The following is a 21,383-nucleotide window of genomic DNA, read 5'->3' as shown; positions in this document are numbered from 1 at the left end:
CAATACCCGGCCGCCGCGCCACAGCCGTGGCACGCGCAAACATCTACAGAAAGAAAAGGAATCAGCGGTTCAGTGGCACGGTCTGCGGCTCGCTGTAGCCGCCGTAGTCGTTGATGGCCGAGAACGCCACCTCACCCGTGGTGCCTTTGAAACCCGGCAGCGGATAACGCTGGCTGCTCATCGGCGCGACCATCGTCGGCTCGTTGACCTCGACGCTCTGCTCTGCGGACTTTGCGGTCACACCAATAAACGAGATGTGGAACGGCGACGGATTGCTGACCACCAGCACTGCCTTACCCTGTTCCTGCGTAAGGCTCCAGGTCAGTTTCGACGGTGCCTCCATCGCATTGCCCTTGAGTCCGGCTGGGCGATAGAACAATTTGACGCGGGTGCGCATGGCGATCTTCAGCGTATTGGCATTGCCTTCGCTGGCGACCGGAATTTCCTGGGCGTTGAAATAGAACACCGATTCACGGTCGGTCGGCAGGTTGCCGGCGACTTTCTGGATACGCACCATTTGCTCTTTGCGCGGGTCCAGGCGGAACAGCGGTGGCGTGGACACGAAGGGCGTGGCGGTGGTCATGTCATCGGCTTCGGTGTTGACCCAGGTCTGCACCATGTATGGCTGCGCCGTGGTGTTGCTGACGGTGATCGCTGCGTCACGCTTGTTGCCGTCAAACACGATCCGCGTGCCGCCGAGCATCACGCCGGCCTGGCTGGCCGTGCTGAGCAGTGCAGTACTGAGCAACAGTGCCAGAGCCGATGCTTTCTTGAAGGGGGAAACGTTCATTTCGATCATCCTCTTGCCGTGAGCGAGGGGATGGCCGCTGCGCGCATCAACGCTGCAGCGGCGCATCAACAGGGCTTACTGGTACTCGACGGTGAACGCAGCCTTGGCGTTGGCCGGGCCGGAAGTCGCAGTGCCGGTGGCGATGTAGTTGGCGGTGAAGCGCAACGGTTGGGTCAGGTCCAGGTACGGAGCCGATTCCAGGCCCAGTTGCACGTCCTTGTCGGTGGCGTCCTTGATCTGTACCGCAACGTTGGTGGCGTGACCGGCGTCCGGGCTGATGCCGATCCACTGGCCGCTGGCACCGGCAGTGCCGCTCAGGGACAGGAACTTGACCACAGCGCTCTTGCCGGTAACGCTGCAACCAGGAGCAGTGGTGTCGATGGTCAGGGTGAACGCGCCGCCACCGGCAACTGCGCCGACGGTCGCCAGGGAGGTGGCAGGCACATCGCCCAGACCCACATCGCCGGCACCGGCCGAACCGTTCAGGTCAGTCACGACCACAGGGCAGGTGTTGTCGGTCACGCTGCCGACGAAGTTGATTTCACCGTCAGCGGCCATGGCAGCTTGGGAACCAGCGGCGAGGACGACAGCGGCAAACAGACCTTTGAGCGCAAACTTGTTCATAACGTAATCCAGATAATGAGGAAAGTCTGAAGCCCGGTTGGGCTTCAATCAGGTTGCAGGGCCCGGTCCGCTTGGTCGGTGGGGCCGTTCAACGAGGCTCAGTATCGGTGTTGGGGGGAGTGGACTACGTACGAACGGTGCCGCGTTCTTGTAGGAAATTTCCTACCGATGGCTCAGGCCAGATAGCGCTCCAATCGCTCGCCGAGGTGTTCCATCTGTTGATGCAGAGCATCCACAGCCTCGGTCAATTGCGCAGAGTCCAGCCCGTTGCAGGCGGTCTCTAGGTCTTCACAGCAGCGAATCAGGCCTTGGGCCTTGATGATTCGTGCGCCGCCCTTGACCCGGTGAGCCAGGTCGGCAAGGCCTTGCAAGTCGTGTCGAGTAAACAACTGCATCAGGCGCGCCATGTCCTGTTCATTGCTGGCGGCCAGGTCGCCCAACAGGCTTTTGATCGAAGCAATGTTGCCGCCGGCCAGATGCTCAACGCTGGTAAGGTCGATATCGTCATCTGCGGAAAATCCGGGGGGGGCACTCCCCTGCTCCGTCGCCAGGCCGGCTAGGCGTGCGCTCAAGTCCTTGAGGCTGATGGGCTTGAACAGACAATCGTCCATTCCAGCTGCCAGGCAGCGAGCCTTTTCCTCTGGCTGGGCATTGGCGGTGAACCCCAGGATCAGGCTGGGAGTCAAGCCACGGGCGCTTTCGTCGGCGCGGATCGCCCGGGCCAGTTCGTAACCGTTCATCAAGGGCATGTTGCAGTCGGTGATGACCACATCGAACTGCCCGTTACGCCAACTGCGCAGTCCATGGGCGCCATCTTCAGCATCCTCGACCCTGTGCCCCAGGTAGTTGAGCTGCTGTGTCAGCAACTGGCGGTTGGCCGGGTAGTCATCGACCACCAGGATATTCAGCGCATGGCTCGACAGCGCAGGCTCGTCCTCGGTCGGGACGATGTCCTCCAGCGGTTCAAGCGTGGTCAGGTCAAGCCTCACATCGATGCGTGTACCCTTGCCCAACGTACTGTTGAGGCTCAGCCGACCGCCCATCATTTCGCAGAGGGTGCGGCTGATCACCAGGCCCAGGCCGGAGCCGCTGCGCACGGACTGGTCATTGTTGCTGGCCTGGGTGAAGGGGCTGAACAGGCTTTTCTGGTCTTCTTCAGAAATGCCGATGCCCGAGTCCTGCACCTGCAGTCTCACCCCCAACTGCTCCCTGCCCGCCTCCACTCGCACACTCAAACGCACCTGCCCGTGAGCGGTGAACTTGATGGCGTTGCTCAACAAGTTGGAGACGATCTGCTTGAAGCGCAGCGGGTCGATCAATACATCGCAATTGACCCCGGCATCCAGGTCCAACTGCAGTTGCAGCTGTTTCTGGCGCGCCAGGCCCTCGAAAATACGCACCACCGACTCCAGCAATTCCCGCAGGTTGGCGCGCTCCGGGTTCAGGGACAAACGCCCGGACTCAATCCGGGCGATGTCCAGGATGTCACCAATCAGGTCCAGCAGGCCGCGCGCCGCGCCGGAGGCAACATCAATCGCAAAGCGATCCATCACGCCCTGGTCCGCTTTTTTGGTCGCCAGTTCGAGCATGCCGATCACCGCGTTCATCGGCGTGCGGATTTCATGGCTCATGGTCGCCAGGAAAGTGGTCTTGGCGCGGTTGGCGGCGTGGACATCCTCCAGCAGACGCTGGCGCTCGCTGATGTCGATCCAGCCGGCGATCATGCCGCTGACTTCCCCCGTGCTGCTGCGGTACGGCAGCATCCAGTGGTAGATGGTCAGTACTCGGCCATCAGGCATGATCAAGCTGCGATCCTGCAACTGCGCCTCGCCGCTTTCCATCACCTGCAGGTAGTCACGGTGATACGCGGCGGCCTCATCCCGATCGCCCAGTACACCGTCCAATACGGTCTTGCCGATCACCTGCTCGCGCTCGACGTTGAACACTTCCAGGTAACCGCTGTTACAGATCAGCAGCTTGCCCTGGCGGTCGCGCACATAGATCGGGTGTGGTGTGCCGTTGATCAATACCCGCATGAACTCAACCTGGTCGCTCAACGCCTGCTCGGCCTGCTTGCGCTTGCGCATCAGCATCCGCAGGTAGGCGATCCAGCCCAAGGCAATCAACAGCAACACGGCGGCAATCACGAAACCCTGAATGATTGCGCTGCGGTTGCGTAGCCAATAGCTGTCGCCCACCACCACCTCGCTGCGCCAGCGGTTAGTCAGTTCGTCCATTTCCTCGGGGGCGATGCTGAGCAGCGCTTTGTCCAGGATAGAGAACAGTTCCAGCGAGCCGCGGGCCGTAGCAAAGGCCATACGCGAGTTGGTAACGCCCACGGTGCTGGTGATACGCAAGCGATCGCGGTATTGCCGTGAAATCATATAGCGTGCGGTGATCAGCGAGTTGACCGCTGCATCAGCCTCGCCATTGGCGACTTTCTCCATCGCGTCATGGGCGCTGTCGGCATCCACCAGGCGGATGTCCGGGTATTGCTCGGTTAGCATGTCGCGGCTGGAGTCGCCGCTGATGACCGCCAGTCGCTTGCCATGCATATCGTCTAGGGTACTGGGGCTGCCGGCCGTAGTACGACTGACCAGTACAAACGGCGTGGCCAGGTACGGGCGGGTAAAGCGCAGGACCGCTTCGCGCTGTTCGCTTGGGGTAATGGTGATCAGCAGATCAGCCTCGTTGCTGGTGATGGAGTCGATCATCTCGCGCACCGAACTCACCCGCTGGATATCAAACTTCAAGCCGGTCCGCAGGGCCACCTTGGCCAGGACGTCGGCGCTGATACCACGAAATTCGCCGTCGGCGCCGTAGAACGACATTGGCAGGAAGCCTTCATCAATCGCCACCCGCAACCGTGGGTTCTTGTCCAACCAACGCTGCTCACTGACGCTGAAATGTAACGGATGCTGACCAGGCATGCTTGCTCCGCCTGCGCTCCAGCGGCGCAGGATGGTCTGGCGCTCGGTAACCGGGACCGCCGCCAGTGACGCATTGATAATCCGCAGCAGGCGCGTGTTATCACGCTTTACCGAAAACGAAAAGTTGCTGACTTCCAGGCGAGAGAAGTCCGCCAGTTGCACGTTGTTCAGGTAGTTGCGGTTGATCAGGTAATTGGCGCTGATCGCGTCCCCCAGGTACACATCGGCTTGGCCGAACGCCACGGCGCCTATGGCGCTGAGGGTGGACGGGTACAGCTGCAGGGTGGCCTTGGGATAAAAGTCTTCCACGGTTTTGGGTGGCAGGTAGTGGTAAAGCATTGCCACGCGCTTGCCGGCCAGTTCGGGGTCGAGGTTCTGGCTGTCGCCGACCCGGCTGACCAGGGTCGGCTGGTCCTCTGCATAGGCGTCAGACAGCTGAAGCTCCGCGTCCGCTGCCTCAAAACCGTTGGAACTGCCCAGCATATCGACGTCGCCAGACTTGAGCGCCGCCAGCACCTCATTGCGCGAGGCATACCGCTGCACGCGCACGTTGACGTGCAGCAGCTGCGCCATTAACTGCGCGTAGTCGGCTGTGAAACCTTCGTAATCGTGGCGGTTACTGGTGATGCTGAACGGCGAGTAGTCCGGCGCCGAAGACCCCAACACCAGCGTGCCCTTGCTCCGTAGCCAGCCCCAGTCGGCCTCGTCCAGGCCCACGCTGTAGTCGCTGACGTCGGAGCGCCCGTGCAGCTTGAGCATTTGCGGCGCCGCCAGGGCGTTGCCCAGGGAACCGAGCAACAGGAGGCCCAGCAAGCCGTGTCGAAGAAAAGTGTTCATTCAGATGAGGTTATTACGCTTGGCAAAATCGGCCAGGTACACCACCGATTTGACGTTGAGCTTTTCGATCAGGCGAGTCTTGTATGTGCTTACTGTCTTGTTGCTGATCAGCATGGCGTCGCCGATTTCCTTGTTGGTCAGCCCTTGGGACAGTTGTTGCAAAATCGTCAGTTCACGGTCAGAGAGATTCTGGATCAACTCGTGGTCCGTGGCCTCGAGATCACTGCGCCGTACCGAGCTGTGTGCCAGGTTGGGAAAGAAGGTGTAGCCGTCCATCACCGCCTTGATCGCCTTGGTCACTTCCTCCATGTCATTGGTCTTGGAAATAAACCCTGCCGCACCGGCTTTCATGCAGCGCATTGAATAGAACAGCGCCGACTGCGAGGTGAATATCAGGATTTTACTCGGCAGGCGCAGGGACGCGATTCGGTTAAGCACCTCAAGGCCGTCGAGCTTGGGCATGCCGATGTCGAGAATGATCAGGTCGGGCACATGCTCGCGTGCCAATTGCACGGCATCTGCGCCGTTATCCGCTTCGGCCACGACTTCGAACTGAACCTGGCTGAGCAGCATCTTGACGGACGAGCGAATGAAGGGATGGTCATCCACAACCAAAGCGGTATACATGTAACCTCCTGTAAGGCGCGCCGGAAGGCTTCGGTCGACGCAAAACGATGGATAAACGACCAGCCGACGCGTCGCTCAAGTTACACGAACACGACTGAAGTGTAGGAAAATTCTGAGGTTTTGCCGCCTAACACACCGGCGAAGTTACCGGCTGTACATCCTCACGCGCCAGCCAATGCAGGAGGTCGTGGCCGGTCATTGGCCGGGCTAGGAAAAACCCCTGGCCCACTTCACAACCGAGGCTGATCAGAGCATCACGAATATGCCGGCTGCTGACGCCCTCAATCACCAGGCTCATGTCCAGCGACCGGGCCAGGGCCAGAGTGCTGCCGACCATGGCTTGGCTACGCGGCTCATTCAAGGTGCGGATAAGGTCGCCATCGAGCTTGATCTGGTTGAACGGCAATTGGCACAGCAACTTGAGTGACGAGAAACCCACGCCGAAATCATCGATCGACAAGCCGCAGCCCATCAAGCGCAGGCGCAGCAGGTTTTCCTGGGTGGGAGATTGCAAGTCCAGCAAGCCGTTTTCAGCCAGCTCGAACACCAACACCGAAGCGCACAGGCCGTAGCGTTGCAGTGCGCCCTGGATATGCTCGATCAGACCATGGCGGGCCAGTTGCGAAGCATGCAAGTTGAACGACATTTCCAGCTCGGAGCCCTGCCGATGCAGCACGGCGAGCAATTTCAGGCCTTGTTCGAGCAGTTGCTTGAACATTTCATCGATCAGGTCATAAGCCAGCACCGCCGCGAGGAAATCCTTGGGCAACAATAAACCACGGGAAGGATGTTCCCAGCGCGCCAAAGCCTCCACGCCAGCGAGACTGCCATCGTTCATCATCCGCTTGGGCTGGAACCAACTGCGGAACTCGCCCAGGGCCAAGCCCAGGCGTATCTCTTCTTCGCTGGGCAGCGGTGCCCCCGCCGGAGGTTTGAGCGGTGCCGGCGGTACCGACCGATAGCGCTTAAGCAAGCGATCCAGCGCTTGTGGCTGCAACGGGGTACTCAGGATGCCAAGTAGTTGTACACCCGAAAAAAAATCCATGTGGCTCAAGGCCCGACATAGCTCCGGACGCATCTCATTGGACAATCCAACGGCCTGCACCAGACCGATTTGGCTGGCATAGCGCAGGAACTCCACTTGCTCAGAACTCTTGCTCCCCAGGTTGCACAGCACAATATCCACGCCGCCGGTTCGCTGCATAAGGATCATCGCCTGTTCGCTGGTGCTGGCTTGCAACACCTCCCTTACTCCGAGACGACGTAACATATTGACCAGAGCGCTGCGCCGGGGACTGTGGTTTTCCATTACCAGAACACGTGGTGAGACCATCTTCATCAACCGCTTTGCAGACTCGAAGATGGCTATAGTGGCGGGCCTAGCTAACCCTACTTGAAGGAATTAGCCGTTCTGGCTGTAGGAAATTTCTCACTGCAATTAATGGCTGATTACAGATGACATTACGCTTTGAGACTTTGTCTGAACGGTATCTCGGTCGGGACACGCACACTCTTCTGCGAAGAAAGAAACTCGGCTCAATGCCCCTTGGTCACTCAACCCGCGAGCAATAAGTCAGTGCTGTCGCGGAGCGTTAAACGGCATAGCGCTAGTGCAGTCGAAGCTTGTAACGTAATCCGTGATCGAACGTGCGCTAATGGCCGTTAGCAGGCCCTAATGAAAGGCAGCTTTGCGTCGAAATCTACCAGTATCCACCCAGGTATCCACGGTTGACGTCGATCCAAGATGGATACCCGGGCAGTGACCAAACACGGTGACCACCATCAATGACCAATTTGCAGAACAACCCCACGGAAGGCTGGCGCCCAGTTCCGGCGGCGTGTTTCGCGCAGTTCGTCGCGCACGTCCGTCGCGCATCAGGTCAATGCGCGAAGCCTTCCCCCTTCAAGGTTTCACGCACCCTTCACGCAGCATATTCACGCATTGGGCCGCGTGATGCCCATGGCGGCCCGCAGATACTCAAGCCTCAGCAACGGCCTCTGGACTGCGCAATAACTGCGCAAATTGCGCACAGGAAGTACGCAGCTCAGTACGCACGGTTGGTACGCACTCGGGTGCGTACAGGCAGCAGGTTCGCACTGAGGTTCGCACTTCTGGTTCGCACCCTCTTACGCGAACCTGGTGCGAACCAGCCCGCCAGCCTGTTATCAAAAGTTATGGTTGCCAGGCGCTGGTTTCCACTGTGGTTTCCAGGGTTTTGCAGTGGTTTCCACTGGCAACCTGGCCAAGCCCAGACCAAACCCACGACGCGGGTTCGATTGGAAGGCACGCACGATCGCGCCAGCATTGAGTGTTGAATTCAGCTCACCGTGTAGATCCCAACACGCTGGTGCCGGCATTTACTTTGACCACACTTTGACGGAATGCAAGACAGACATCAGACCAAAACCACGCCGGGTGGGCGTCTGAGGCTTATCGCGTGGACACCCCGTCAAACAAGCGCACCGTGGCCGCTGATACCCCTGACAGACCCCAGACGAATACGGCGCTTTCGGCCCTCCTACTTTTACCCGGCCTTTACCGAATCGCTGACGAATGTGAGACAGGCATGAGACGGATTCGGCGAGCGTGGCCGCCTGAGAACCCGCAGCGGCCCCTGCGGGCTGGGCTCACGCATTAGATGCGGGGAAATCCCGTATCACATCGCCAGGGCACTTTCCCGCCGGAAGACGCAAACCAAGTAAAGGTGATTCCAGGCATTCACGGCGCCGGTGCTACGCTCTTTCGAAACACGGAGAAACCACCATGACGGATACCAAACTCATCGCTAACCTGTTCGACCGCCTCAATCAGAACCAGCTCGCCTTGGGCGCCGCTTTACAACTGGGTCGAGCAGCGCGGATCGGCAGACATTGCCAACAACGTTCGCGGCGCACTTGAAACACTCGACGAGAATCTAGTGTTCATTCGCCAGGGCATTGCTGAGCTGACCGCCGCCGGCAGCCTGGGGCAGACGTGAGGAGGCAAATAATTCTGGACAGCTCTGGACGGATCGCGGCGCGGCACGCAACCCGATTCAGGCCGGGAGCCCCAGCGATCAAGGAATCCGACAGATCGGCGTAGCAGTCCAGATACACACCACGTCCAGAATTTTGGGCATACCCTTGGCGGGCGGCTCCGAGAGCCGAATCCTTGACCAGCCTTGACGAAATTCTTGACAGGTCTTGACGGATTTATCTGGCACCACCAGCAGTGGGAACGCTCAAAGCCAAGCAGGCCAAGGCTTTGCGAGCATTCGGGCTGCCTGACCAGCACCAGCCCCGTCTAAAATTCGGGGGGCAGCCGTCAAGGTGGGTGCTCAATCAATATCCTGGCGCGATGGGGCGGTGAAATACCGGGCCAGAAAAATGCTTAGCGCGCCAGGCAATACTAGACAGGCCCTAGACGGATTTCCGACGACAGAACACGGGCAAGTTGCCCGCAGCCCAAGCAATGCGCAGCTTACAGCGTTAACGGTGGCGTGCTGGAGCCTGGTGCTCGTCAAGTATTTTCCGGGGCTTCCGGCGACCTGACAGCAGGTCGGAGCAGGTGGCGAACGAGCTGTTCACCCTGGAGCGGAAGCTGGTCGACTTGCCAGCTTGGCCAACCCCCGGTTTCCAGGTAGTTGCTCACGTTCCGCTGGTAATATCTGCAGGTCATCTGCTGGCCCCGGCTTCATTCCGGCGCCAGCATCCACCGCGTACCGAGGATAGAGCCGTGTCCGTCATTGACTGTGATTATCTACCCGCCGACAAGATGGTGCTTCCGCCGGAGCTGGCGCTGCTGATCGTTAGGAAGGCCAGCGCAATGGCGGCGGTATTCGAGGAGCAAGCACTCGACCAACTCACCAAGGACGCCAGGCGCGCCCTTTCGCGGGGAATCGAGCCAAGGCGAGTAATCAGGGAAATGCGCCTGTAGGTACCAGATATATTCCGCCATCTGCCAGATGGACCTCTGCATCAACGTAAAGAAGGCACTAAGGCTCAAATGAAAGCAGCTGCTCATGACGATGGGAATGCCATGGCCTCACCACTAACGCTCAACGATACGCTCACCAAATGTTACGACGTCATGATGTACGCCGCTAAAAGCGGAGCCTTCAATCCGACCGCCGTTCGAGGCATTTATACACACATCATCGGGCCAGGTCTGAGACGGCGGATTTGTATGTTTACTGGCAAAGTCTCGAGCGCCGCGCTGGCCAATCTGGAAGGCGAGCTTGTGTTAGAGCATTTCCATAGGATTCAGCACGAGCTAACAAAATTAATTGGGCGTCATATGGCGGAAGGCGAAAACTGCCAGGAATTCATCGATGCGATATACCTCATGGAGAAGGTCCATATCGTGACTAAGCGAGAAAACTACAATGCGATGAAAGCTAAGGGTTGCTACACCACCGCCAACATAGAGCTGCTCGATTGGAGTGAGCTTTCGCTCGAGGTAAAAGGCTTTTTGCGGAAACGAATGCTGAGGAGTCGAGTGGCCAACATTACCGAGTTCATCTGAGCGGTCGATGAACCATCGTTATCTGCCATACGCCGATCTTTTCTTCTGATCATCCCAGGTCATCGCAGCACCTGCCATACCGGAATGGGAACCCAGGCTATTACGGAGAATCCCGGACAACACCCTTTCGCGAAACACCCCATGAACAACCACTACCCTGATCCGGGGTGGTGCTGGCGCGGGGAATGGCAAGAACGCGTCGGTGTGGTAGAACGGCCGCACGGCGCCCGCACCATCGCCGCGAAAGTGTGGCGATGGCCCCTCCAAAGTGAGGAACGAGATAATCGGCCACTTTGGACTGTTCCATCAAAGGAGTGGTGGTAATGACCATACCTTTGCACTGGCGGCTATCACGATTACGATACCGTTCGTCGGGGGCGGAGTAGCGAAACTCGACGGCTTTTTAAGTCAGCGTGAAACGGGCCAGAAATGCCCCAGCAGACAGCGCCGTGTATCCCCCGGTGTATCCCATGAAAAGATTAAAATAAAAATAAGCAATAAAAACAGCACGTTAAATATCCAGTTCAAATGTCTGTGTACCACCAAGTACTAAAAACGGCTTACCGAAAGGTAGGCCGTTTTTTTATGCCTCGAGAAAAGTCTCGGCAATCTGTTACTCCAAGGTGTTGTCGCACCTTGGCTCCGCGTTCCTCGGGTTACTTCAAACTTCTTTTTCTTCGTTGCTCGTTTTGGTCGCTGCCTGTGCGATCAGGGCGTCGAGCATCTGCGCAATGACCTTCTGCTGGACCTTCGAAAGCTCATTGATGGACTGCAGCCGTCGATACCACGTCGAAGTCAAACTGCGTCTGGGCTTCTCCGTGTACGAGGGAACCCCGAGCAGGTCTTCAACAGGCACGCGAAGCGCAAATGCCATCTTCACCAGCGTCGTGACCGGCATGCTGCGCGTGCCCTCCTCGTAGCCCTGAAAGGTCTGCCGGGAAAGACCTAAAGCCCGTGCAAACCGCGTCTGTGTGATCTCGTGCACGGTGCGTAAGTGAGCAATGCGACTGCCCATCGCCACCAGAAAATCGCGATCCTCGTTGGAAATGCTCATGACAATGGCCGACTGAAAATAGAGTTGAATGGCAACGGACTCATCCATTTCATCTGAAATCCATCCTGGAAAAAACAACAGAAAACATCCTCAGGTAAAGGCGCGTAAGTTGTCGACCTGAAAAGTCTGTAGGAGAAATGCAGACTGCCCCGCCATGCAAACCGAAGGACTACAAGCGCGAAACACCGCTGGTTCATCTGTATCAATCGCCAAATCAACAGACCGAGAGAGCGCTGTAGGAAACGGATTCGATCCAAGTACGAATTGGATTTTTCGTAAATCCAGGCGCATAAAACTCACCCCTGCGGTTTGCCCGAAATCCCCACTGACCGACAAGCTTCCCTGGCTCGATTCAAAGCCATACAGGGAGTTGTCGTGGCTCGATTCAAATTCCTCTTCGAAGTTGACTGGCTCTGGAGACGCTACAACGGTGGCACTTCATGGGCCTCGTGGCATGTGCCTAAAGCACCGGAACCGGTGTACATCGAAAAGGATGAATGGCCAACGCCCAAGCCCCGCGAAGATCAAGTGTTCGCCAAGTCCTGCACGCCGGGTAACTGGTGCCGAACGGACGCCGGTACGCTGCCTGAATCTGCCGCCAACTTCGGCAAGATCATGGTCGCGGGGGCCATGCTCTTTCCGTCAGCCAGCACCGCTGTCGCGACGGCGATAGGTGCCGATCTGGCCTTGGGCCGTTTAGCCGGCGGCGGGATTCTGCAACAACGCCTCAACTGGGCAATTCGCGGCGCGGGCGGGCCGGCCAGCGTGTTCATCCTCGGGATGCTGCCGACCCGAATGGGCGACGGCACGCTGCACACCGATGACGAATTACGCCGCATGACCCGCGCCACCACCCGCGTGCGCTTCCAGTTCCGGCGTGACGCCGAAGGGGTCATGCAGGTCTACGGCATCCACACCGGCGCCTCGGGCGATGACTCGGTGCGTACCGTCAAAGTCGAGTGGAACAGCGACAAGACCGCCATGGAGGCCAAGCTCAACGGCATCACGATTTTGTGGACGCCGCAACGCGGGCCACTCGGTGCAATGCCGCCGCTGGTGTATCCCGAACACGGCGAACAACTGAACACGATCCTTGTTCATCCGATCGCGCAGAACACCGACAGCCAGATAGAAGGCCTGCCCGGCGAGGACATAACTGCCGAGGATTGTATTCTCGTGTTCCCGGCAGAGACCGGGTTGAAGTCGCTGTATGTGGTGTTTTCGAAACCGGCCAGACTGACGCCGGGCACAGTGACGGGGGTTGGAGAGGATGTGTCGGGGATATGGCTTGCTGGGGCGGGAACGGGGATCGGTGCGCCGATTCCGACACGGATTGCGGACAGGCTGAGGGGGCGGGAGTTTTCAAGCTTTGATGCCTTCAGAAAGGCGTTTTGGATTGAGGTTGTGAATGATCCAGAATTGGCTGAGCAATTTAAACCGCAGAATATCGCGCTTATGCGCAGTGGCAGCGCGCCTCATGCCCGGTATCAAGATGCTGCGGGTAAAAGAAAAACTTACGAACTGCATCACGTTGTATGGGTATCGGAAGGTGGTGCTGTGTATGACATCGAAAACTTAAGGGTTAGCACCCCAAAAAACCATATAGATGTTCACCGGAATCAACCTCATGGCAAATAAAATTACTGATTACACCGAAGAGCAATTCATTAGCTTATTGCAGGAAATATTCACTTCTAATGGGGATGGCACGCCAGAGATGGTGTTGGCGGATCTATTGGATAAATTCTGTGAACTCGCCGAGCATCCCGCCGGTACTGACCTGATTTATTGGCCGGAGGATGGCGCTGATTGCACCCCTGAAGGCATCACCGAAACCATAAAAGAGTGGCGTGCCGCACATGGCCTGCCCGGATTTAAGCAATAAGCGCTTTTTATACCTTGAGACAACACCGAACCCGTGGCGAGGGGATTTATCCCCGATGGGGTGCGCAGCGCCCCCCTCTCTTCAGTGCAAATGAATGGGACTGCTGCGCAGTCCATCGGGGATAAATCCCCTCACCACAGGGCTATGTCTGACCTATTCAAAAATCTCTACCGATAGGGCCGCCAACCCTTTCGCCCAAATCTGCCGAGTGCGCAAACCGACCATTGCGCGCCAGTCCGGATCAGCCGGATAGAACTGCTCCAGTAGCTTCAGTTTGATCTCACGCCCTTCCGCATCCAATGGATCGCCGTGCAAATGCAACCAGTGGTCATCGCGCAAATAACGATGCACATCCGGCCCTGGATACGTCCCGCACTCGATCACGAACGGCATTAGTCGCACGCCGGGCAACGCATTGAGCAACGCCTGGGAGGTGTATCCGGTGGCCGTCGCCGCCACACCGGTTTCGCTCAAGGTCTCGGCGCCGGTGTGCAGTGTGTAAAGCCATGGGCCGTAAATCGCCTGCGCTTGCGCGAGTGCCGGATAAGGTGCCTGGGTGATGGTCAGCAACATCGGATGCCCGTACTCGCCGGCGCCAGTGTGCAGGTCGAAACACATCACGGTTTCAGCGCCAGCCACATGCGCATCGATGATTTGATGCAACATGCGATTCGACCAGCTCGGCGCACGACCGCCATAAAACAGTCCATCCGGATGGCTGTGCTGACCGCCCTCGACAATCGACATCACCGCCGGCCAGCCGTGTTCTTTGATCTGCGTATCGAGCATGGCATCGGCGCGTTTCCGCTCGGGGCCATTCAAATCAGTGCATGCATAGATTTCATGCAGCGCGGCGTAAGCGCGGTTATCCGGCAACGGCCCGGTGAAATCGAGGTGATTGCGGTTGAGGTCGATGTTGTCTTCGTTGACCCGGCGTAACCACGCCGTGCCCCATGGGTTGATCAGGTGAACCATCACCACCGCGACATCCTTGGGCAGCGAACCGGGTTCGAAGGTTTTCAGCCATTCGATCTGACAATCCGAGCCGTAATAGCCCTCGACTCCGTGGGTACCGCTGAGCGCTACCAGCCGGCGTTTGGCCTGTGGATCGCCGAGTATGGCGACGTCGGTGCTCAACGGTTCGCCAAATGGCCCGCAACGTGGATGTGCGTACGACGTGAGCGTGGCACCGGCGGCGTTGGCGGCGGTGATGAACTGTTCGCGTTGATCGCGGTAGCTGGATTCGGTGGGGAACTCGCTGTGCATGTTCGGCCTCTTGTTGATCTTGTATGTGTGGGAGCGAGCCTGCTCGCGAAGCGGTTTCGCATTCAACATTCAGGCTGGCTGACACACCGCATTCGCGAGCAGGCTCGCTCCCACAGGGGCTTGTTTCAGTTCGATGGCTTTGACGCTGACCCTAGCGAACATCCGCCCCGAAAAGAAAGACAAAAATGCCCGCCGGTTTGCGTCGCGACCGAGCGGTCGATAAAGTCCCTCAGACTTTTATCCCACGGACGGAGAGCCCGCGTGTTTTCAGCCTTGCCCTTGAGCCGCTTTCGCCTGCCAGCCCTGACGCTGATCATCAGCGCCCTGACCCTCACCGCGTGCAACGCCCCTCCCTCCTCGACCCTGCCGTTGGCACCGGAAGCCGCTTCCGGTTACCGCACCGATCTGCAAACCCGCCACGCCAGCAAACACATGGCCGCCGCTGCCAACCCGCTCGCTGCCGAGGCAGGTCGCGAGATGCTGCGTCAGGGCGGTTCGGCGATTGATGCGGCAATTGCCATGCAAGCGGTGCTGACGCTGGTCGAGCCGCAATCGTCCGGGATCGGCGGCGGCGCGATGATCGTGTTGTGGGACGGTAAACAGGTGCGCACCTATGACGGGCGCGAAACCGCGCCGGCCGGTGCTACCGAGAAACTGTTCCTGCGCGCCGACGGCCAACCGATGTCGTTCCCGCAGGCGCAGATCGGCGGTCGTTCGGTCGGTACGCCGGGCGTATTGCGTGCGCTGGAGATGGCGCATAAACAACACGGTCGCCTGCCATGGGCGAAGCTGTTTGAACCGGCAATCAAGCTGTCCGAGCAAGGTTTTGCGATCTCGCCTCGCCTGCATTCGTTGCTGGAATCAGACCCGGTGATCCGCCAGTCACCCGACATGGCCAAATACTTCCTTAACGCCGATGGCAGCGTCAAAGCCGTCGGCACGCGTCTGCAAAACCCGGCATTGGCCGCGGTGCTCAAACGCATTGCCAACGAAGGCGCCGACGCTTTGTACAAAGGCCCGATTGCTGAAGAAATCGTCGCCAAGGTTCAGGGCCACGCCAACCCGGGGAGCCTGTCGCTGAACGATCTGCAGCACTATCAGGCCAAGGAACGCGCGCCGCTGTGCACCGACTACAAACGCTGGCAGGTCTGCGGCATGCCGCCACCGTCGTCGGGCGGCATCGCCGTGGCGCAGATTCTCGGCACTTTGCAGGCGCTGGAAACCCGCGATCCGCGCCTTTCCCTGACACCACTCAAACCGGTGAAAACCGACAAACCGGCCGGCATTGAGCCAGATCCGCAAGCCGTGCATTTGATTGCCGAAGCCGAACGTCTGGCCTACGCCGACCGCGCGCAATACGTCGCCGATACCGACTTCGTACCGGTGCCAGTCAAAGGCCTGGTCGACCCTGGTTATCTCGCCAGTCGCGCCAGCCTGATCGGCGAACGCAGCATGGGCAGCGCAAAACCGGGCACACCGCCAGGCGTGCAGGTGGCCTACGCGCCGGACCGCTCGCCGCTACGCATCTCGACCTCGCAAGTGGTCGCGGTGGATGACCTCGGTGGCGCCGTGTCGATGACCACCACCATCGAGGCTGCGTTCGGCTCGCACTTGATGGTTCAGGGCTTTCTGCTGAATAACCAGATGACCGACTTCTCGTTCATCCCCGAAGAGAACGGCCAGAAAGTCGCCAACCGCGTCGAGCCCGGCAAACGTCCACGCTCGTCGATGGCGCCGACGCTGATCTTCGACCGCAACAGCGGCGAATTCCTCGCCAGCGTCGGCTCACCGGGTGGTTCGCAGATCATCGAATACGTGGCGAAAACCACCGTCGGCCTGCTCGACTGGAACCTCGACCCGCAAAGCGCCATCAGCCTGCCCAACTTCGGCAGCCGCAACGGCCCGACCGAACTGGAACAAGGCCAATTCAGCCCGGCGCTGATTCAGGCGCTGAAGGACAAAGGGCATGCGGTAAACGAGATCGATATGACCAGCGGCACCCAGGCCATCGTGCGGGTCAAGGATGCGCAGGGGAAAGCGTCGTTGGCAGGTGGTGCGGATCCACGGCGTGAAGGGGAAGCGTTGGGGGATTGAGGCTACGCAGTGAACAGAAAAGGCTTACCGGGAGGTAGGCCTTTTTTATTGGGTGAACAACGAGTACAGGGCCTTGCTTATCCGCCGGGCAGGTTTTCAATGTTTAAACATGTGAGGAAAAACACAGAACCGTCCCACAAGGTTTTCAGGTTGTCCGTCGGACGTCAGCTCTCTAGCCTGTACTCGTCGCTGCCAATTCAGCGGCCGGGATTGGAAACCCCGAGTAGAACCGAGCGCACAAGCTCCTTTCATAACGTATCCTTGCGCACCTTCATGGTGTGCACTCCGTTATGGCGGCTGTGCGTGGGAGACCTTCGGGTCAACCGGGTTCTCCGTTCCCCGGGTTTCCAACCTGCGCACAGCTGCCACCTATTCGTTCGGAAACCGAATCGGCCAGCTCCAATCCTGATCGGAGAACACCATGAAAAAACCAACACCCAATCCCCCCGAAACAAATACCGACCCAACCTCCCCCTACGCCTCCATCGACAGCAAAAAACTCAACGAAGCGGCCGACCGCGCCCTCGACCACTACCTCAAACCGACCGCTCACCTCATTGCGTCCGATCGTCCATACGAACCGATGTACCTCGCGAACCCGGTGTACGACACCGAATCGTTGCTGGCCAATGCCAGCGAAACGTTGAGTTCGGTCACCGAAATGCTCAACAATTTTGCCGCCGTACTGGATACCGCGCACCGCAAGACCGCGCTGGGCATCGCGCAAATTGTCATGCTGAGTGAACTGGCGGTGAATCAGGCGCTGGATAACGTTCAGCCGGAGGCGTAATTACTGCGGCGCATAAAAAATCCGATGCCCGTACAGGCATCGGATTTTTCTCACAGCCAAAGGTCGAGTGAGAGGTCACGACAAGTCGCAGTCATAGCCCGCCGAAATGGCGTAATCCATGAACATGCTTCATACCGAAGAAGACTACCGTGCCGTGCTGCAATATATTTCAGCGCTTTTCGACAATGAACCGGAACGTGGCACTCCTGAAGGTGATTACTTCGAGGCCATGATCACTTTGATCGAAGCGTACGAAGCCAGGCACTTTGCGCGCTGTAGCCCGACCGAAGTCATCAAATTACGGTTGGAGCAGTCAAGGGATTGAGTTTGCCCTTGGGGCAAGCTTTACCGTTGCGCCCAAGCAGCCAAAAGGAGAGGTTTCATGTTTACCATCGGACAAATGGCCCGCTGCCACGGGCTCACCACCAAGACTTTGCGCCACTACGACAGCATCGGCCTGTTCAGTCCGGCAGCCACCGGGCGCGACAACGGCTATCGCTATTACCGGCCGGAACAGATCGTTACCCTCGGGCGGATCATCTGGCTTAAACAACTGGGTCTGGCGCTGGAAGAGATTCGGCTGCTGGCCGCCAACGGCGGGCTGGACAGTGTCATCAATCTGCGTGAAGCGCTCGAACAGCATGCGCAACAATTGAAGGCCGATATCCAGCGCAGTGAAAACGTCTTGGGACAATTGACCCGCTATCTTGCGCAACCTGATCGTCCGTTGCCGGCCATGCAAACGCCTGAACGGGTCGACTACCCTGCCCTGCGCATCATGGGCATGACCTGGCAGCAGGGGGATGAAGGCACTATCGCCGATATGTGGCAGCGGTTTGTACCGCGAGAAGAGGAAATTGACCGACTGCACGAACCGTTCGGGACTTTCGGCGTGTGCCAGCCACTGGAGGACGGGCAATGGCGCTACGTCGCCGGCCTGCCGGTGGGGCTCGATGCGCCACTGGTTTCAGGCATGGTCGAGTTGCAGATACCTGCTCGTCGGTACGCTCGTGTCGAACACCACGGCACCGTCACGACGCTGCCGGAAACCTTTCGCGCCGCCTACAGCGAATGGCTGCCTGCCGCTGGCATGACTCCCACCGAAGGGATCGAGTTCGAGTACTGCGGCGAGCGCTTTTTCGGCCCGATGGACCCGCGCAGCGTGGTCGAGTTGTACATTCCGTTGAAAGCTTGAGGCAGTTGCCGAGGCCGTAAAAGCGGCCTCAGCGATTGGCCACAAGATGCGCACCAAACAACAGATAGCAACCGCCCGCGAACCGATCCAGCCACTGCCGTGACCGCTCGTAAACACTGGCGATCCGTCGGCTGGCGAAGAACAGCGCCACGCTGCAATACCAACTGAACGACAGCGTCGCCATGGTCAGCACCGCCAGTGCCAGCAACAACGGCGGGATGTGGGCCGGCATGGCGGTGGCGAAGATGGTGGCGACGAACACTGCGGATTTAGGGTTGGTCATATTGCCCAGAAAGCCCCGGCCGTATGCGCCGAGCAATGTCTGCTCCGAGTCATCCAGCGTGCCGGCAACAATCGGTGCCTTGCGCTTGAACTGCTTGAGCCCGAGGTAGATCAGGTAACAGCCGCCGGCAATCTTGAAGCTCAGGTATAGCGTCGGCGCGGCACTGAACAGCGACTGAATACCCAAGCCGCCCGCCAGTCCCCACAACACCGTTCCGCTGGCCACGCCGAGCGCCGCGACGACGCCATGTCGGCGAGAACGGCTGACCGCCAGTTGCGCGATGTTGAAGAAGTTCGGGCCGGGCGTGACCACAGCCACCGTCCACAACAGGGCCAGCGACAGCAACGGTGCCAGATAACTCGAAAAGGAAAGATCCATGGGAGCATGCGCCTGATGGGTTCGACGATGCCCTCCACCTTGCAACATCCGGCAATGTTTTGCCATCAACGACCATTCAAATCACTAACGTCTTGCCATCCACCGCATCACCAATCTTCAGGAAATGCCCGCCCGCGACATGGTGCAAGGTGCGCAAACCGTCGTGCCCTTCAAAATGCCAACGCCCCTCGCTGAACACACGTTCATCGGCGTGGGCAGCGATGACTTCGGCGAGGAACAGGTCGTATTGCTCATGATTGCGCGGCTCGGGCAGCAAGCGGCATTCGAGCCAGGCAACGCAACCGTCGAGCAGTGGCGCCTCGACTTGCTCGCCGGCGAAGGTCTGCAGGCCATACACCTGAAACTTGTCTTGCCCCTGGTTTTGGTTGATTTCCAGTCCCGACGTATTGCCCACGGTTTGCACGATGTCGGCCTGATCGACGCAAGGCACGTTGAGGACGAAGGTGCCGGAGGCTTCGAGCAGCTGCCGGGTCCAGGTGGATTTGTCGAGGACGACCGCGACTTTCGGCGGTTCGAAATCCAGCGGCATGGCCCACGCGGCAGCCATGATGTTGCGCTGGCCATCGTGGGCGGCGCTGACCAGCACGGTCGGCCCGTGATTGAGCAGGCGGTAGGCTTTGTTCAGGGGAACCGGGCGGCGGTGGGAATCGCTCATGGGGTTCTGCTCCGGGGAAAAGGAGCCGATTGTAGCGCTGTCACTGAAGAAACACAGATTCGGTGGGAGCGAGCCTGCTCGCGAAAGCGGTGTGTCAGTCAACAGCAATGCTGAGTGAACTGATGCCTTCGCGAGCAGGCTCGCTCCCACAATGGATCGGTGGAGATTAGTTGGAGAGTTGATTGGCGAACTGGCCGACGGCATTCACGACTTTCTGCGCGCCATCCTGAATCTCGACGATCACCGTCCCGGCCTCCGCCGCCAGCGCCAGCCCTTGCTCGGCCTGGAGCTTGCCGTCGGTCATCAGCGCTACGGCGTTACGCGCCATTTCCTGGTTCTGCCGCACGACACCGACAATCTCTTCGGTCGCCTGGCTAGTGCGTGAGGCCAGTTGCCGCACTTCGTCGGCCACCACGGCAAACCCGCGGCCCTGCTCGCCTGCTCGGGCGGCTTCGATCGCGGCGTTGAGCGCCAACAGATTGGTCTGTTCAGCAATGCCGCTGATGGTTTTGACGATGGTGCCAATCACCAGCGATTGCTCGTTCAGTGCTTCGATACCTTCACCGGCGGCCTGCATGTGCCGCGACAAGTCGCGCATCACGTTGACCGCTTCAGTCACCACGGTGGTACCACGCTGCGCCGTGCTGTCAGTTTGTTGCGAGGTGCTGTAGGCAATGCTGGCCGCATCGGCAACGGCTTGTTCGCGGTTGACCTGATCGGTGATCACTGTCGCGAACTTCACCACTTTGTACAGTTTGTTGTTGGCATCGACCACCGGGTTGTAGGACGCCTCCAGCCACACGGTACGACCATGGCTATCGATCCGTTTGAACCGATCGGCGACAAATTCGCCGTTGTTCAAGCGGCGCCAGAAGTTCTGGTACTCGGCGCTGTTGTATTCCTCCGGTGCGCAGAACATGCGGTGATGTTTGCCCTTGATCTGCGCCAGGCTGTAACCCATGCCGCTGAGGAAGCGATCGTTGGCGTTCAGCACGTTACCGTTGAGGTCGAACTCGATCAGGGCGGTGGAACGCACCAGTGCGCCGATCAGGTTTTCGTGCTCGCGGGAGGCTTCGATGGTGCGGGTCAGGTCGCTGGCGAACAACGAGATATGCTTGATTCGCCCGTCCGAAGAGCGCACTGGCTGCACGATCGAGCGCAACCACGCCTCCTCACCGTTGCCACGCAACAGGCGCACGGCCCCGGCGAAATGCTCGCCGCGAGTCATGGCGTTCTTGAAACGCAGGTGGAATTCGTCGGACGTCACATGGGCCGGGACGATGTCTTCAAGCGCGCGGCCGATCAGGTCCTGGTTCTTGTAGAACATTTCGTTGAGGAAGTTCTGGTTGACCGACTGAATCCGGCCGTCCGGCTCAAGGTTCAGTACCAGCATCTCGCTTTCCAGGCTTTCCTTCACTTGCAGAAGGCTGGAGAGTTCTTCACGAAGAGC

16 protein-coding genes and 4 pseudogenes are annotated in these 21,383 nt (G+C 58.9%); 9 read left to right on the top strand and 11 right to left on the bottom strand.

Annotated elements, in window-relative coordinates; genetic code table 11:
• Positions 1-61: 61 nt before the first annotated feature.
• The 5 genes from ACIOWE_RS18885 to ACIOWE_RS18865 form a co-directional block, all read right to left on the bottom strand.
• The gene (locus ACIOWE_RS18885; RefSeq protein ID WP_401394372.1) at positions 62-790 is read right to left on the bottom strand and encodes a molecular chaperone; all 729 of its coding nucleotides are present in this window, start codon (positions 788-790) and stop codon (positions 62-64) included.
• Positions 791-865: 75 nt separating this feature from the next.
• Complete coding sequence (locus ACIOWE_RS18880; protein WP_401394369.1) at positions 866-1,414, bottom strand: fimbrial protein; 549 nt, start codon at positions 1,412-1,414, stop codon at positions 866-868.
• A gap of 173 nt (positions 1,415-1,587) precedes the next feature.
• Positions 1,588-5,181, bottom strand: a complete 3,594-nt coding sequence (locus ACIOWE_RS18875) for a transporter substrate-binding domain-containing protein (RefSeq protein ID WP_401394366.1) — start codon at positions 5,179-5,181, stop codon at positions 1,588-1,590.
• Positions 5,182-5,808, bottom strand: a complete 627-nt coding sequence (locus ACIOWE_RS18870) for a response regulator (RefSeq protein WP_401394363.1) — start codon at positions 5,806-5,808, stop codon at positions 5,182-5,184.
• A gap of 127 nt (positions 5,809-5,935) precedes the next feature.
• Positions 5,936-7,051, bottom strand: a complete 1,116-nt coding sequence (locus ACIOWE_RS18865; RefSeq protein ID WP_401394360.1) for an EAL domain-containing protein — start codon at positions 7,049-7,051, stop codon at positions 5,936-5,938.
• 1,521 nt (positions 7,052-8,572) lie between these two features.
• Here ACIOWE_RS18865 and ACIOWE_RS18860 point away from each other — a divergent pair.
• The 3 genes and pseudogenes from ACIOWE_RS18860 to ACIOWE_RS18850 all read left to right on the top strand — a co-directional run bounded on the left by ACIOWE_RS18860 (position 8,573) and on the right by ACIOWE_RS18850 (position 10,312).
• Positions 8,573-8,786: pseudogene (locus tag ACIOWE_RS18860) on the top strand (hypothetical protein).
• A 737-nt stretch (positions 8,787-9,523) separates the two neighbouring features.
• Positions 9,524-9,724, top strand: coding sequence for a hypothetical protein (locus ACIOWE_RS18855; RefSeq protein WP_401394357.1), 201 nt, complete (start codon positions 9,524-9,526; stop codon positions 9,722-9,724).
• Positions 9,725-9,793: 69 nt separating this feature from the next.
• Entirely contained in the window at positions 9,794-10,312 is a 519-nt protein-coding gene (locus ACIOWE_RS18850) for a hypothetical protein (protein ID WP_401394355.1), read from the top strand.
• Positions 10,313-10,973: 661 nt separating this feature from the next.
• On the opposite strand, the gene ACIOWE_RS18845 is transcribed toward ACIOWE_RS18850, so the two are convergent.
• Positions 10,974-11,414, bottom strand: coding sequence for a helix-turn-helix domain-containing protein (locus tag ACIOWE_RS18845; RefSeq protein WP_401394352.1), 441 nt, complete (start codon positions 11,412-11,414; stop codon positions 10,974-10,976).
• Between the two features lie 327 nt (positions 11,415-11,741).
• Between ACIOWE_RS18845 and ACIOWE_RS18840 the strand changes: the two genes are divergently transcribed.
• Both ACIOWE_RS18840 and ACIOWE_RS18835 read left to right on the top strand, forming a co-directional pair.
• The gene (locus tag ACIOWE_RS18840; protein ID WP_401394349.1) at positions 11,742-13,004 is read left to right on the top strand and encodes an S-type pyocin domain-containing protein; all 1,263 of its coding nucleotides are present in this window, start codon (positions 11,742-11,744) and stop codon (positions 13,002-13,004) included.
• A complete protein-coding gene (locus ACIOWE_RS18835) occupies positions 12,994-13,251 on the top strand; it encodes a bacteriocin immunity protein (protein WP_401394346.1) in 258 nt (85 codons plus the stop codon). The genes ACIOWE_RS18840 and ACIOWE_RS18835 overlap by 11 nt, the downstream gene beginning before the upstream one ends.
• A 153-nt stretch (positions 13,252-13,404) precedes the next feature.
• Here ACIOWE_RS18835 and ACIOWE_RS18830 read toward each other — a convergent pair whose 3' ends face one another.
• The gene (locus ACIOWE_RS18830) at positions 13,405-14,517 is read right to left on the bottom strand and encodes a DUF2817 domain-containing protein (RefSeq protein ID WP_401394343.1); all 1,113 of its coding nucleotides are present in this window, start codon (positions 14,515-14,517) and stop codon (positions 13,405-13,407) included.
• Between the two features lie 261 nt (positions 14,518-14,778).
• On the opposite strand from ACIOWE_RS18830, the gene ggt reads away from it, so the two are divergent.
• The 4 genes and pseudogenes from ggt to ACIOWE_RS18810 all read left to right on the top strand — a co-directional run bounded on the left by ggt (position 14,779) and on the right by ACIOWE_RS18810 (position 18,596).
• Positions 14,779-16,611 (top strand): gamma-glutamyltransferase, encoded by a 1,833-nt coding sequence (gene ggt / locus ACIOWE_RS18825; protein ID WP_401394340.1) that lies wholly within the window; start codon positions 14,779-14,781, stop codon positions 16,609-16,611.
• A 421-nt stretch (positions 16,612-17,032) separates the two neighbouring features.
• Positions 17,033-17,401: a DUF6124 family protein gene (locus ACIOWE_RS18820; RefSeq protein ID WP_401394337.1), complete on the top strand. Its 369-nt coding sequence runs from the start codon at positions 17,033-17,035 to the stop codon at positions 17,399-17,401.
• A gap of 118 nt (positions 17,402-17,519) precedes the next feature.
• Positions 17,520-17,717: pseudogene (locus ACIOWE_RS18815) on the top strand (transcriptional regulator); the annotation flags it as partial.
• A 66-nt stretch (positions 17,718-17,783) separates the two neighbouring features.
• Positions 17,784-18,596, top strand: a complete 813-nt coding sequence (locus tag ACIOWE_RS18810) for a GyrI-like domain-containing protein (RefSeq protein WP_401394334.1) — start codon at positions 17,784-17,786, stop codon at positions 18,594-18,596.
• A gap of 28 nt (positions 18,597-18,624) precedes the next feature.
• Here the strand turns inward: ACIOWE_RS18810 and ACIOWE_RS18805 are convergent, their stop codons facing one another.
• The 4 genes and pseudogenes from ACIOWE_RS18805 to ACIOWE_RS18790 all read right to left on the bottom strand — a co-directional run.
• Positions 18,625-19,257 carry a LysE family translocator gene (locus ACIOWE_RS18805; RefSeq protein ID WP_401394331.1) on the bottom strand — a complete coding sequence of 211 codons (633 nt, stop codon included), beginning with the start codon at positions 19,255-19,257 and terminating at the stop codon, positions 18,625-18,627.
• A 76-nt stretch (positions 19,258-19,333) separates the two neighbouring features.
• Positions 19,334-19,933 (bottom strand): flavin reductase family protein, encoded by a 600-nt coding sequence (locus ACIOWE_RS18800; RefSeq protein ID WP_401394329.1) that lies wholly within the window; start codon positions 19,931-19,933, stop codon positions 19,334-19,336.
• Positions 19,934-20,099: 166 nt separating this feature from the next.
• Positions 20,100-20,537: pseudogene (locus tag ACIOWE_RS18795) on the bottom strand (methyl-accepting chemotaxis protein); the annotation flags it as partial.
• Positions 20,538-20,687: 150 nt separating this feature from the next.
• A pseudogene (locus tag ACIOWE_RS18790) lies at positions 20,688-21,326 on the bottom strand (PAS domain-containing protein); the annotation flags it as partial.
• Positions 21,327-21,383 lie beyond the last annotated feature (57 nt).

The organism is Pseudomonas sp. NPDC087598, from assembly GCF_044743525.1.
Lineage (GTDB): Bacteria > Pseudomonadota > Gammaproteobacteria > Pseudomonadales > Pseudomonadaceae > Aquipseudomonas.
The sequence above is the reverse complement of the archived record's forward strand: the minus strand, read 5'-3'. Positions and strand labels throughout refer to the sequence as shown.

Bases quoted from the DNA above. Each gene is read 5' to 3' on its own strand.
- ACIOWE_RS18885 (WP_401394372.1), bottom strand. From the start codon at position 790: ATGAACGTTTCCCCCTTCAAGAAAGCATCGGCTCTGGCACTGTTGCTC.
- ACIOWE_RS18880 (WP_401394369.1), bottom strand. From the start codon at position 1,414: ATGAACAAGTTTGCGCTCAAAGGTCTGTTTGCCGCTGTCGTCCTCGCC.
- ACIOWE_RS18875 (WP_401394366.1), bottom strand. From the start codon at position 5,181: ATGAACACTTTTCTTCGACACGGCTTGCTGGGCCTCCTGTTGCTCGGT.
- ACIOWE_RS18870 (WP_401394363.1), bottom strand. From the start codon at position 5,808: ATGTATACCGCTTTGGTTGTGGATGACCATCCCTTCATTCGCTCGTCC.
- ACIOWE_RS18850 (WP_401394355.1), top strand. From the start codon at position 9,794: ATGAAAGCAGCTGCTCATGACGATGGGAATGCCATGGCCTCACCACTA.
- ACIOWE_RS18845 (WP_401394352.1), bottom strand. From the start codon at position 11,414: ATGGATGAGTCCGTTGCCATTCAACTCTATTTTCAGTCGGCCATTGTC.
- ACIOWE_RS18835 (WP_401394346.1), top strand. From the start codon at position 12,994: ATGGCAAATAAAATTACTGATTACACCGAAGAGCAATTCATTAGCTTA.
- ACIOWE_RS18830 (WP_401394343.1), bottom strand. From the start codon at position 14,517: ATGCACAGCGAGTTCCCCACCGAATCCAGCTACCGCGATCAACGCGAA.
- ACIOWE_RS18820 (WP_401394337.1), top strand. From the start codon at position 17,033: ATGAAAAAACCAACACCCAATCCCCCCGAAACAAATACCGACCCAACC.
- ACIOWE_RS18810 (WP_401394334.1), top strand. From the start codon at position 17,784: ATGTTTACCATCGGACAAATGGCCCGCTGCCACGGGCTCACCACCAAG.
- ACIOWE_RS18805 (WP_401394331.1), bottom strand. From the start codon at position 19,257: ATGGATCTTTCCTTTTCGAGTTATCTGGCACCGTTGCTGTCGCTGGCC.
- ACIOWE_RS18800 (WP_401394329.1), bottom strand. From the start codon at position 19,933: ATGAGCGATTCCCACCGCCGCCCGGTTCCCCTGAACAAAGCCTACCGC.